Origin of the sequence: Pseudomonas fuscovaginae SE-1, assembly GCF_000364705.1 — a bacterium.
GTDB classification, from domain to species: Bacteria; Pseudomonadota; Gammaproteobacteria; order Pseudomonadales; family Pseudomonadaceae; genus Aquipseudomonas; species Aquipseudomonas fuscovaginae_A.
In genome coordinates, this window is sequence record NZ_AQOH01000274.1 from 1 (window position 1) to 13,925 (window position 13,925).

At 66.9% G+C, this 13,925-nt stretch carries 2 protein-coding genes; both read right to left on the minus strand.

Annotated elements, in window-relative coordinates; translation table 11 throughout:
- Window positions 1-8: 8 nt before the first annotated feature.
- Entirely contained in the window at window positions 9-13,022 is a 13,014-nt protein-coding gene (locus K675_RS0121800; RefSeq protein ID WP_017905587.1) for a non-ribosomal peptide synthetase, read from the minus strand.
- Window positions 13,023-13,238: 216 nt separating this feature from the next.
- Window positions 13,239-13,925, minus strand: a 687-nt coding sequence (locus K675_RS0121805) for a thioesterase II family protein (protein ID WP_026145420.1), incomplete at its 5' end; no start/stop codon positions are given.

The window sequence follows — 13,925 nt, forward strand, 5'->3', positions numbered from 1 at the left end:
GTTAAGGCCTACAGCCCCTCCAGCTCCGCCATCAGGTCGCTCAGACGATCGACCTTCTCCTCGCTGATCTCATCGGCCTGCAACCCGTCGATGTACCCGGCCAACTCCTCCACCGTGCTGCACTCGAACATCGCCCGCAATGGCACGTTGCGTTGCAGGGCCTTTTGCACCCGCGAGGCGATCTGCGTGGCCAGCAGCGAATGCCCGCCCAGCTCGAAGAAGTTGTCCCGTACCCCAACCCGCTCGACCTTCAGCACCTCGGCCCAGATGGCCGCCAGCGTTTCTTCCAGTTCGTTGCGCGGCGCCAGGTAGTCCTGGCCCTGCAACTGGCCGATTTCCAGCGCCGGCAGCAACTTGCGGTCGAGCTTGCCGTTGGCATTGAGCGGCAGACGCTCCAGCCACAGCCAGTGCAGCGGTACCATGTACTCCGGCAGCTCGGCGCGCAGGCGTTGCTTGATCCGGTCCAGGCTGTCGGCCTGGCCCGGCGCCGAGTCGGTGGCCACCAGGTAACCGACCAGGTGCTTGCCGTTGACGCCGTCCTGGACGCCCACCGCCGCCTCGCGGACTTCCGGTTGCTCGTGCAGGCGTGCCTCGATTTCGCCGAGTTCGATCCGGTAACCGCGAATCTTCACCTGATGGTCGATCCGGCCAACGTACTCCAGTACGCCATCGCTGCGTCGACGTGCCAGGTCACCGGTACGGTACAGCCGCTCACCCGCCGCCCCGAACGGGTTCGGCACGAAAGCCTGGGCGGTCCGCAGCGGATCGCTGACATAACCACGCCCTACCCCGGTACCGGCCACGCACAACTCGCCCACCGCACCGACCGGCACCAGCTCATCGGCGCCGTCGAGCAGGTACAGCCGGTTGTTGTCGGTCGGCGTGCCGATCGGCAGGTAGCTGCCACGGGTCGAGGCCAGGTCGACGCGGAAGAACGCCACGTCGTCCGAACACTCCGCCGGGCCATAGGCGTTGACCAGTCCGATCTGTGGGTAGCGCAACAGCCACTGGTGCGCCAGTTCCGGTGGCATCGCCTCGCCCGTCGGCAGCATCCAGCGCAGGCCGTCGAGGCTGATGTGATCCTGGGCCAGCATGCCCTGGATCAGCGACGGTACGCTTTCCAGCACGGTGATCCGTTGTTGCCGGACGTGTTCGAGCAGCCCCTGCGGATCATGGGCAAGCGCATTGGGCACGATGTCCACCCGCGCACCGAACAGCGGCGCGGCGAGGAACTGCCAGACCGAAATGTCGAAGCTCTGCGAAGCGGTCTGGGCAATCACGTCCGACTCGTCCAGTTGCAGGTACGGCACCTTGCTCAACTGGTTATTGAGCATGCCGCGCTGCTCGACCATCACGCCCTTGGGCAGGCCGGTCGAACCGGAGGTGTAGATGACGTAGGCCAGATTGTCCGGCCCGCTGTGGATCCCCGGATTGACCAGCGGATACGCGCCCTGTTGCACGTCTTCCCAGACCAGCAGTTGCGGCCGCTCGCCGCTCGACTCGTCGAGCAGCGCCTGTGCCTGGTCGCGGCAGGCGGCGGTGCAGACCAGCAACGGCGTGCGACTCAGTTCGATGATCCGGCTCAGGCGCTGGCTCGGCAGACCCGGGTCCAGCGGTAGGTAGCCGGCACCGGCCTTGAAGCTGCCGACGATCATGCCCAGCAGATCGAGGCTACGCTCGGCCAGCAGCGCCACCGGCTGGTCGACCGTGACCCCGGCCCCCACCAGGGCGTGGCCCAGGCGGTTGGCGGACTGGTTCAACTGCTCGTAACTGAGTTGCAGATCCAGGCAGCTCGCGGCGATGCGCTGCGGATGCGCGACAACCTGCGCCTCGAACAGCGCCACATAGCTCTGCTCCAGCGGATACGCGTGGGCACTCTGGTTGCAACCCTCGAGCAGGAATTCGCGCTCATCGGCCCCCAGCAGCGGCAGCGCGTCCATGTCGCCATGGAAACCGTCGACCAGCGCCAGCAACAGGCGCTTGAACTCGCCCAGCAGGCGCTCGACGCTTTCGGCTTCGAAGTAGCGCTGGTCGTAGGACAGGTGCAGCCCCAGGTCATCACCCGGGTAGCAGACCGCGGTCAACGGGAAGTTGGTGTGGGTACGGCCCGAGTCCGAGGTGGCATTGAGGCTTTGCGCGCGGTCCAGTACCGAGACTTCCACCGGCGCGTTCTCGAACACGAACAGGCTGTCGAACAACGGCTGGCCCTTGGGCAGTTCGCTCTGCTCCTGTATGGTCACCAGCGGCAGGTATTCGTATTCGCGCAGCTCCATGTTGCGTTCCAACAGCCCGCCCAACCAGTCGCGCACGCTGCAGCCCGCGCCGTCTTCCGGCAGTTTCACCCGCAGCGCGATGCTGTTGATGAACAGGCCGACGGTGCGTTGCATCTGCGGCATTTCCACCGGCCGTCCGGCCACGGTGACTCCGAACAGCACATCGCGATCACCGCTGAAGCGGCGCAGGACCAGGGCCCAGGCCGCCTGGGCGAAGGTGTTGACGGTCAACTGATGCTGCTGCGCCAGCTCGCGCAGACGCGCTCCATCACGCGGATCGAGACGGGTGTAGCGGTCGCCCACCACCATGCCGCCGCTGTCGCCGGCGTGCTCACGCAGGAACGGCCGGTCGCTCGGGATATGCGTGGCGCGCTCGAAGCCCTGCAGGTTGCCCTTCCACCAGCGCCGGGCTTCGGCCAGGTCACGGCGTTGCAGCCAGCCGATGTAGTCGCGGTAGCGCGGCGGCAGCGCCAGTTGCGCTTCACGGCCTTCGCCCAGGGCGGTGTAGATCTCGAAGAAGTCGTTCATCAGCAGCGAACGGCACCAGGCATCGATGAGGATGTGGTGGTTGCTCATCATGAACCAGTAGCGGGCCTCGCCGACCTTGATCAGGCGCAGGTGGAACGGTGCCTCGCGCAACAGGTCGAACCCGGCTTCGCGTTCGCTCTTGAGCAACTGCTGCAGGCGTGGCTCCTGCTGTTCCTCGGCCTCGGCGCTCCAGTCCAGGTACTCGAACGGCGTAGCGCCCGGCTTGTGGATAACCTGCAGCATGTCCTCGCCGACGTTCCAGCAGAACGACGCGCGCAGAGCTTCATGCCGGGCGATCACCGCCTGCCAGGCCTGGGCGAACCGCTGCGGATCGAGTTCGCTGTTGATCCGGTAGCGGTCCTGCATGTAGTACAGGCCGGTCCCCGGTTCCAGCAAGGTGTGCAGCAGCAGGCCTTCCTGCATCGGCGTCAGCGGGTAGACGTCCTCGATCTGCGCGGCCGCCACCGGCAGTGCGTCCAGCTGCGCCTGGTTCAGGCGGGCCAGCGGGAAGTCGGACGGTGTCAGGCCGCCGGCGTCCTCACGCAGGCAGTGTTCGACCAGGCTGCCCAACTCGCCCAGGTAGGCTTCGGCCAGTTCGACGATGGTCGTGTTGTCGAAGCGCTCGCGGCTGAAGGTCCAGCGCAGCACCAGCTCGCCACCATAGACCTGGCTGTCGATGCTCAGCTCGTTGGGCAGCGGTGCCTCGGCGCCGTGGGCTTCGCCCGCCGACTCTTCCACCGGGCGGAACAGCGCCTCGTCGCCGAAACTCTGGTCGAACTGCCCCAGGTAGTTGAAAGTGACCGGGGCCACCGGCAGGCTGGCCATCGCCTCGCGTAGCGACGGTTCGGCCAGGTAGCGCAGCACGCCGTAGCCCAGGCCCTTGTGCGGCACGCCGCGCAATTGCTCCTTGATGGCCTTGATCGAATCGCCCTGCCCCGCGGCTTCCTCGATGTTCAGCGGCGTCAGGCGTACCGGGTAGGCACTGGTGAACCAGCCGACGGTACGGGTCAGGTCGATCTCGTCGAACAGCGTTTCGCGGCCGTGGCCTTCCAGTTGCACCAGTGCCGAGGGTTGTCCGGTCCAGCGGCAGATCACCCGTGCCAGGGCCGTCAGCAGCAGGTCGTTGACCTGGGTGCGGTAGGCGCTCGGCGCCTGTTGCAGCAGGGCCCGGGTGCGCGTCGCATCGAGACGCACGCTGACGGTTTCGGCATGTCGATGCCGCAGCCCGCCCTCGGGGCGTTCGCACGGCAGGTCGAGGTTCGGACCGGCCAACTGTGCCTGCCACAGCGCCAACTCCTCACGCAGCGATTCACTGCCGGCATAAGCCTGCAGGCGGTTCGCCCAGTCACGCAGGGAGCTGGTTTTCGCCGGCAGTCGCACCGCTTCGCCAGCCCGTACCTGGTGGTAGGCGTTCTGCAGGTCTTCCAGCAGTACACGCCAGGACACGCCGTCGACCACCAGGTGGTGAACCGCCAACAGCAGGCGTTGGTCACCCTGCGGGCTATCCACCAGCAAGGCGCGCAACAGCGGCCCGTGTTGCAGGTCGAGACTGCGTTGCGCCTCGCTGAACAGCGCCGTGCACTGGCTCAGGGCCGTGACCCGCACCTGTTGCAACAGAGTGGCCTGGTCCGGTGCGCGGTATTCGGCACGCCACTGACCCGCCTCGACGGTGAAGCCCAGGCGCAGCGCATCATGATGCTCCAGCAGGGCCGCCAGGGCTTGCTCCAGGACGTGCGGATCGAGTGCCTGGGCCGGCTCCAGGACCAACGCCTGGTTCCAGTGCTGGCGCTCGGGGATGTCGCTGCCCAGGAACCAGTGCTGGATCGGCGTCAGGCTCGATTCGCCAGTGAGCAGGCCCTGCTCGGCAGTGATCCGCTCGCTGCGGGTGGCCACCGCGGCCAGGGTCTGCACGGTCTGGTGCTGGAACAGGTCGCGAGGGCTGAAGTGAATCCCCAGTTGCCGCGCGCGGCTGACCACCTGGATCGACAGGATCGAGTCGCCGCCCAGTTCGAAGAAGTTGTCGTTCAGGCCGACCTGGACGACGTTCAGCACGTCGCGCCAGATTCCGGCCAGGTGCCGCTCCAGTTCGTTGCTCGGCGCCACGTATTGCTGGCGGTTGAGCGCCGGGTCCGGCGCCGGCAGCGCACGGCGGTCGAGCTTGCCGTTGGCGGTCAGCGGCATGCTTTCCAGCAGCACCAGATGGGCCGGCACCATGTAGTCCGGCAACTGGCTCTTGAGGTGGGCCTTGAGCGCTTCGCGCAGTTGCAACTGCAGCGTGTCATCCTGCGCCGCGACATCGCTGACCAGGTAGGCCGCCAGTTGCTTGCCACCAGGCGCATCCAGGGCCAGCACCACGGCCTCGCGGATCGCCTCGTGTTCCAGCAGGCGGTTCTCGATTTCCCCGAGTTCGATGCGGAAACCGCGGATCTTCACCTGATGGTCGATCCGGCCCATGTATTCCACCAGGCCATCGGCACGCTGGCGCACCAGGTCACCGGTACGATACAGGCGCGCGCCCTCGGCCCCGAACGGGTCGGCGACGAAGCGCTCGGCGGTGATCCCCGGACGCTGGTGATAACCCACGGCCAGGCCGGCTCCGCCGACATACAGCTCGCCGATGGCACCTTGCGGCACCAGCGCCAGGTCGGCATCGAGGATGTACGCCACCCGGGCGCCAACCACCGTACCGATCGGCACACTGCCCGCGCCCTCCTCCAACTGCTCCGGCGCCAGGCTGGCCAGTGGCATGACCACGGTCTCGGTCGGGCCGTAGGCGTTGAAGAACAGGCTTGGCTGGAAGACCGCACGAATGCGCTGCAGGTGTTCACCGGTCAGCGCCTCGCCGCCGGTGATGCACATGCGCACCGGCAGGGTCTGCTGCTGGGTCGCCAGCCACTGGGCCAGCTGGCTGCCATAGCTCGGAGTGAATCCGAGGATGTTGACCTGCTGCTCGCGGATCAGTTGGCAGATTTGCTCGGCGTCCCACTGGCCCTGAGCCCGCAGCACCACGCGGGCACCGCTGAGCAGCGGGACCAGCAGGCGCTCGGTGGCGGCGTCGAAGTTGATCGAATAGAAATGCAGCTCGCAGTCGTCCGGTTGCATGTCGAAACGACGGATCACCGCCTGACAGTGCATGGCGATTTCACCATGGGACACCACCACGCCCTTGGGCTTGCCGGTGGAGCCGGAGGTATAGATCAGATACGCCTGATGCTGCGGCAGGCTGATAAACGGTGGTTCCTCGGCCGGGTAGCCAGACAGTGCCGGGCCATCCTGTTCCAGGCACCACTGGGCGACGCCGGCCGGCAGCGGGCCGAGGGCGTCGAGCAGCGCACGATGGCTCAACAGCAGGCCGATGCCACTGTCCTCGATCATGTAGTGCAGCCGGTCCAGCGGGTATTCCGGGTCCAACGGCACATAGGCACCACCGGCCTTGAGGATCGCCAGCAGGCCCACCACCATCTCCAGCGACCGCTCCAGCGCCAGGCCGACCCGCACCTGCGGTCCCACGCCCTGCTCACGCAGGCGCCAGGCCAGGCGGTTGGCCTGGGCGTTCAACTCGGCATAACTGAGGGTCTGGCCGGCAAAGGTCAGGGCCGGCGCCTCGGGCCGGGCTTCGACCTGTTGGAGGAACAGGTGATGGATGCACTGGTCGAGCCGCTGCTCACCGGCTTGCGCGCCGAGGCTGGCGAACAGCGCCTGCTGCTCGTCGGCCTGCAACAGCGGCAACTCGCTCAGGCGCTGTTGCGGATCGCCGATCAGCGCCTCCAGCAGGTTGCGCCAGTGGGCGGCCATGCGCGCGATCCGTGGCTCATCGAACAGGTCGGTGCTGTAGGTCAGGCAGCAACCCAGGCGATGGTCGAGGTCGGTGACTTCCAGGTTGAGGTCGAACTTGGTCGCCCGGGCATCGTTGACCAGGTACTCGACGCGCATCTCGCCCAGGCTGCGGCTCTGCTGGAACTCCCAGCGCTGGACGTTGCACATCACCTGGAACAGCGGGTTGTAGGCGGCGCTGCGCGGTGGCTGCAGGGCTTCCACCAGATGGTCGAACGGCAGGTCCTGGTGGGACTGGCCTTCGATAACGGTATGGCGGACCTGTTCGAACAGCTCGCCGACACTCATCTGCCCGTCGAGCTGGCAGCGTAGCACCTGGGTATTGAGGAAGGCGCCGATCAGGCCTTCGCTTTCCGGACGGATGCGGTTGGCCACCGGTGCACCGATACGCAGGTCGGTCTGGCCGCTGTAGCGGTAGAGCAGCACCGACAGCGCGGCGGTCATGGTCATGAACAGGGTCAGGCCATGCTGCGCGTTGAAGGCGCGGACCCGGGCCGCCAGCTCGTCACTGAGATCGAAACGGTACAACTCGCCACGGTGGCTCTGCACCGGCGGCCGTGGACGATCGCTCGGCAATTCGAGCAACGGATGTTCGTTGCCCAGCTGGGCGGTCCAGTAGTCCAGCTGGCGCTGGCGCTCGCCGGACTCCAGCCACTGGCGCTGCCAGACGCTGTAGTCCAGGTACTGCACCGGCAACGGCGGCAGCGGCGACTGGCGTTCGTCGATGAAGGCTTCGTAGAGCGCGCTCAGTTCGCGGGCGAAGATGTCCATCGCCCAACCTTCGGTGACGATGTGGTGCAGGGTCAGGACGAAGTAATGCTCCTGCGCCCCGGCCTTGACCAGGCAGGCACGCAGCAACGGCCCGGTTTCCAGGTTGAATGGCAGGTGTGCCTCGCTGTCGGCCAGCTGTTGCAGGCGCTGCTCGCGCGTTTCGCGATCAAGGGCGGAAAAATCCTTCCAGGCCAGGCGCACGCCGGTTTCGGCCGAAACCTGCTGGTGCGCCACGCCGTCGATGCTCGGGAAGGTGGTACGCAGGGTTTCATGACGCTGGATCAGCGCCTGCAACGCGGCCTCGAAACACGCCACGTCGAGCACACCGGTAAAGCGCGCCATGCCGCCGACGTTGTAGGCCGGGCTGTCCGGCTCCATCTGCCAGAGGAACCACATGCGCTGCTGGGAATAGGACAGCGGCACCGGCTGGCTGCGGTCGACCTGGCCGATGGCCGCCTGCCGGTTGCGTTGACCGGTCAGTTGGAGCTGCCGCACCTGCTCGGCAAACGCGCCCAGCTCCGGTGCCTCGAACAGCACCCGCAGCGGCAGTTCGACGTCACAGGCCTGACGGGTGCGGGAAATGATCTGGGTCGCCAGCAGCGAATGGCCGCCCAGGGCAAAGAAGTCGTCGCCCAGACCGACCTGCGGCGGGCCCAGCACCTCGCGCCAGATCGCGGCGATCTGCTGCTGCAACGGGGTTTGCGGCTCGATGTGTTCGCGCACCTGCCATTGCGGTTCCGGCAGCGCCTTGCGGTCCAGCTTGCCACTGGGGCTCAGCGGCATTTCATCCAGGCGCAGCAGTTGCGCGGGCACCATGTATTCCGGCAGCTCCGCCGCCAGGGCAGCCTTGAGCGCGGTGCTCTGGTCCTGCTCGGTATCGGTCGAGCCGGGGCTGGTGTAGTAACCGATCAATTGTGCACCGGCGACGGTCTCGCGCACCAGCACCACGGCCTGGGCGACCCCTTCCAGGGCCAGCAGGCGCGCCTCGATCTCCTCGGGCTCGACGCGGAAGCCGCGCAGCTTGACCTGCTGGTCGAGGCGGCCGAGGTATTCCAGCACGCCATCGGCGGCCCAACGGGCACGGTCACCAGTGCGATACAGGCGCTCGTCGGCTTCGCCCAGCGGGTCGGCGACGAAGCGTTCGGCGGTCAGCCCGGCGCGTCCCAGGTAGCCGCGGGCCAGGCCGATGCCACCGATGCACAGTTCACCCGGCACGCCGTTGGGCAGCGGATTCAGTTCGGCATCGAGCACCCGGCAGATCACGTTGCCCAGCGGCCGACCGATCGGCGAGCGCTCGCCATCGCTCGCCTGGCAGTGCCAGTGGGTGACGTTGATCGCGGTTTCGGTCGGGCCGTAGCGGTTGTGCAATTGCACCTGTGGCAACTGTTCCAGCACCCGGTTGCGCAGTTCGGCCGGCAGCGCCTCGCCACCGCAGAACAGTCGGCGCAGGCTGCTGCACTGGGCCACCAGCGGCTCGTTGATGAACAGTTGCAGCAGCGGCGGCACGAAGTGCAGCGTGGTCACGCCGAAGGCCTGTACCAGTTGGGCGATGCGATAGGGATCGCGATGCTCGCCAGGGCCGGCGATCACCAGTTGGCAACCGGTGATCAGCGGCCAGAAGCATTCCCAGACCGACACGTCGAAACTGATCGGCGCCTTCTGCATCAGCACGTCGCTGGCATCCAGGGCGTAGGTCGCCTGCATCCATTGCAGGCGCTCGGCCAGGGCCGCATGGGTATTGCCGACGCCCTTGGGCTGGCCGGTGGAACCGGAGGTGTAGATCACGTAGGCGAGGTTGTCGCCGTGCAGGTGCAGGCCCGGCGCCTGGCTTGGCCAGGTGTCGAGCTTGAGCAGGTCCATCGCCACCGCGCTGACACCCGCCGCCACCGGCAGGCTGTCGAGCAGGTGGCTCTGGGTCAGCAGCAATTCGACGCCGCTGTCGGCGAGCATGTAGGCCAGGCGTTCGCTCGGGTAATCCGGGTCCAAAGGCACATAGGCGCCACCAGCCTTGATGATCGCCAGCAGGCCAACCAGCAGTTGCGGGGAACGCTCGGCGGCGATCGCCACCCGCACATCCGGGCCGACGCCCTTGTCGCGCAGGTAATGGGCCAGGCGGTTGGCCTGGGCATGCAATTCGGCGAAATCGAGGCTGCCACCGTCCCAGACCAGCGCGGTGCGCTCGGGGGTCAATCGGGCCTGGCGGTTCAGCAGCTCCGGCAGCCATTCGCTGGCCGGGGCACAAGGTGCAGCACCCCACTCGGCCTGCTGCTCGCGCTCGCGGGCGGTCAACAGCGCCAGGTCACCAATGGCCTGTTCCGGCTGCTGGGTCACCTGTTGCAGCAGACTGACGAAATGCTCGGCCAGGCGGGCGATGGTCGCCTCGTCGAACAACTCGTCGGCGTAGTCGAAGGCCAGGCTCAGGCGACCACTGCGATCCTCCTCGCTGTGCAGTTGCAGGTCGAACTTGGCTTCGCGGCTGTGCCAGGGCAGCTCGTCGGCGAGCAGGCCCGGCAGGCGACGCAGGGCGCCCAGGTCGCGCTGCTGGTGGTTGAACATGACTTGGAACAGGCCTTGCTCGCGGGCCTCGGGGAAGGCTTCGAGCAGTTGTTCGAACGGCAGGTCCTGGTGGGCCTGGGCATCGAGGGTGGCCTGGCGGGTCTGCGCCAGCAGTTCGACGAACGGCAAGCGCGCGTCCAGCCCGGCACGCAGCACCAGGGTATTGATGAAGAAGCCGATCAGGCCCTGGGTTTCCAGGCGCGGACGGTTGGCGCTGGGTACGCCGATACGGATGTCGCGCTGGCCGCTGTAGCGGAACAGCAGGCTCTGGAACGCCGACAGCAGCAGCATGAACGGCGTCGACTCGCAGGCCTGGGCGGTCTGGCGTACCGCCGCGCTGAGCCCGGCATCCAGGCGCAGGTTCAGGCGCGAGGCACTGTGGCGTTTCCGGGTCGAGCGCGGGTGATCGGTGGCCAGGTCGAGGACCGGCAGCTCACCACCGAGCTGCGCTTTCCAGTAGGCCAATTGACGCTGGCTTTCGCCCTGGGCCAGCCACTGACGTTGCCAGTTGCCATAGTCGGCGTACTGCAACGGCAAGGGCGCCAGCTCGGCCACCTGGCCCTGGGACGCCGCCGCGTACAGGCGGGCGAATTCGTCGATGAGGATATTCAGCGACCAGCCGTCGGCGATGATGTGGTGCATCGTCACCAGCAACTGGTGTTCCTGGTCATCCAGGCGGACCAGGGTCACCCACAGCAGCGGGCCCTTCTCCAGGTCGAACTGGGTCCGTGCCTCGTCCTCGCGGATCTGCCGGGCGCGGGCTTCGCGCTGGTCGCTCGGCAGGTCACTGAGGTCGATCAGTTGCAGGTCGAACGCGGCACTGGCATCGATGCGTTGCAGGGCCTGGCCGTCACGTTCGTAGAACCGGGTACGCAGGGATTCGTGGCGCTCGACCAGTCGTTCGAAGCTGCTGCGCAACGCCGCCTCGTCCAGCTCGCCACGCAGGCGCAGGGCGCCGGGAAGGGTGTAGGCGCTGCTCTGCGGGTCGAGTTGCCAGAGGAACCAGAGGCGGTTCTGCGCCAGCGACTGTGGCAGCTCCTGACTGCGCGACAGTGCCACGATGGCACCCTGGGCCGCCCCGCCATCCTGTTGCTGGCGGGCGACCTGGGCGGCAAAGGCGCCGAGGGTCGGGGCCTCGAACAGCAGGCGCAGGTTCAGCTCGATGCCCAGCTCTTCACGCAGGCGGGCGACTACCTGGGTGGCGAGGATCGAGTTGCCGCCGAGCAGGAAGAAGTGGTCGTCGGCAGCCACCTTTTCCACTTGCAGTTGTTCACGCCAGATCCGTCCGATCAGCGCCTGAAGGTCGTCAACCACTGTCTCGGACACCTCGTCCGAAGCCGTCGTCAGGTCGGGGAACAGCGCATAGCTGTCGAGGCTGCCGTCGGCCAGGCGGTTGCGGCAGGCCGAACGCTGCAACTTGCCGCTGGAGGTTTTCGGCAACGCGCCCGGATTGAGCAGCACCACCACGCTCGGCGCCTCCTGGTAGGCCTCGGCCACGGCCTGGCGGATGACCTTGATCAGCGCCTCGGCCGGCAGGATCTTCTGCACGCTGCGGCTGATTTCCGCAGCGATGCCAATGCCGTCCTGGCCGTCACCGGTCACCGCGAAAGCGGCGACGCGGCCCTTGCGCACCACGTCCACTTCACGCTCGATGGTCTGCTCGATGTCCTGCGGGTAGAGGTTGTGCCCGCGCACGATCAGCATGTCCTTCAGGCGCCCGGTGATGAACAGCTCGCCCTCGCGCAGGAAACCGAGGTCGCCGGTGCGCAACCAGGTACGCCCTTCATGCTGGACGAAGGTCTTGGCCGAAGCCTCGGGGTTGCGCCAGTAGCCGTGGGCAATGCTCGGGCCGGCGGCCCAGACTTCGCCGATGGTGTTTTCGCCAAGCACTTGCAGGCTGTTCGGCTCGACCACCAGCACCGCATGTTCGGGCTGGCTGGTGCCGCAACTCATGATCGGGCTGCCGTCACCCGGCTCGGCGCGATTGCGCGCCAGCGCCGCTTCATCGACCCGTAGCGCGGGGATGCCTTTGCCACGCTGGCCACCCGCCACGAACAGGGTGGCCTCGGCCAGCCCGTAGGACGCGAAGTAGCTCTGCTCGCTGAAACCGCAGGAGGCGAATTTCTCGGCGAAGCGCTCCAGGGTATCGAGGCGGATCGGCTCGGAACCGGAGTACGCCACCCGCCAGCCGCTCAGGTCGAGCCGCGCCAGGGCGGATTCGCTGACCCGTTCGCTGCACAGGCGGTAGGCGAAATCCGGGCCACCGCTGATGGTGCCGCCGTATTCGCTGATCGCTTCCAGCCAGCGCAGCGGCCGGCCGAGGAAATACGCCGGCGACATCAACACACAGGGCACGCCGCTGAAGATCGGCTGCAGCAGGCCGCCGATCAGGCCCATGTCGTGGTACAGCGGCAACCAGCTGACAATCACGTCGTCGGGATTGACGTCAATGCCGAAGCCGTGGCGGATCAGCACTTCGTTGGCGACCAGGTTGCCGTGGCTGACCTGCACGCCCTTGGGCATCGCCGTGGAGCCGGAAGTGTATTGCAGGAAGGCGATGTCGTCCGGCTGGACTCCGGCATCACGCCAGGTATCGGCCAGGGCACTGTCGAGGGTATCGACACAGAGCAGTTGCGGCGCGTCGGCGGCCGACAGCTCGTCCATCTGCAGCAGCGGCTCGCGCAGGTCGGCGCGGGTCAGCACCAGGCGTGGCTCGGCATCGGCGATGATCGACAGCAGGCGCTCCTGGTGATGACGACGGCTCGACTCCGGCGGATAGGCCGGCACCGCGATCACCCCGGCGTACAGACAGCCGAAGAACGCCGCAACGTAGTCCGGGCCGCTGGGAAACAGCAGGACCGCCCGATCACCCAGTTGCGCGTTGGCTTGCAGGGCGGCGGCGATGGTTCGCGCCCGCAGGTCCAGGTCCCGGTAACTGAGCACCGCGCCCTGCTCCTTGTCTTCGGCGAGGAACCGCAGCGCCAATCGGTCCGGGGTCTGCAGTGCGCGAAGCTGAAGGGCCTGGGCCAGGGTATTGGGGAGTTCGAACGCGTCAATCATGGGGATTCCTGCCTGGAGTCGGCCAGGGTCTGCAAGAAATGTATCTGCGCTCGTCCAGGCTGCGTTGAAAACCGGCTCGCAGTGCTCATTGACGTCCGTCAACTGGGCTTGCTCGCCGGTTTTCGCCTGGCCTGGCCTTCGCCCGAAAACATTTCGTACAGACCCTAGCAAATTGGATTCGTGAAAAAGGCCGCGCACCTTGGCGCAGCAGGAGCGTCAGCTGGCGGCCTGGGCCAACTGCCGGGCCGCACTGTTGCGCCAACGCGACAGATGCCCATCGGCATAGCGGCGCAGGTGACGCAACAGGGCGGCTTCCTGATCGATCAGGTAGAAGTGGTGTCCCTCGAACAGGTCCAGGGAGAAGCCGGTCGAGGTTTCGGCCTGCCAGTCGAGCAACTCGTCGGTGCGCACGCTGTCCTGCTTGCCGCCAAACACGTGGATCGGCATGGCCAACGGTTCGCGCTCGCCATACTGGAAGCTGCCGCAAAGCAGGAAGTCGGCACGCAGGATCGGCAGCATCAGTTGCATCAGGTCGCGATTGGCCAGCGTCTCCTCGGTCGTGCCCTTGAGCTCGCGCAGCCGCGCCATCAGTTGCTCATCGGTCTTGGCCTCGACGTATTCACTGACATCGCGCCGCGACGGCCCGGCCGTCGCCGAGGTGAACAGCGCCAATGGCGCCGGCAGCCCACGCGAACGCAGCGCATGGGCCAGCTCGAAGGCCAACAGGCCGCCCAGGCTATGGCCGAACAGTGCATAGGGACGATCCAGCTCTGCTGCGATCTCATCGGCCAACTGGTTGGCCAGGCGGACGATGTCGCTCTGCAGCGGCTCGTTCAGACGCATGCCACGACCAGGCAACTCCAGCGGTCGCACCTGCAGCCACTCCGGCATATGGCGGCGGCC

Coding starts and splice junctions, on each gene's coding strand:
- K675_RS0121800 (WP_017905587.1), bottom strand. CDS start 13,022: ATGATTGACGCGTTCGAACTCCCCAATACCCTGGCCCAGGCCCTTCAG.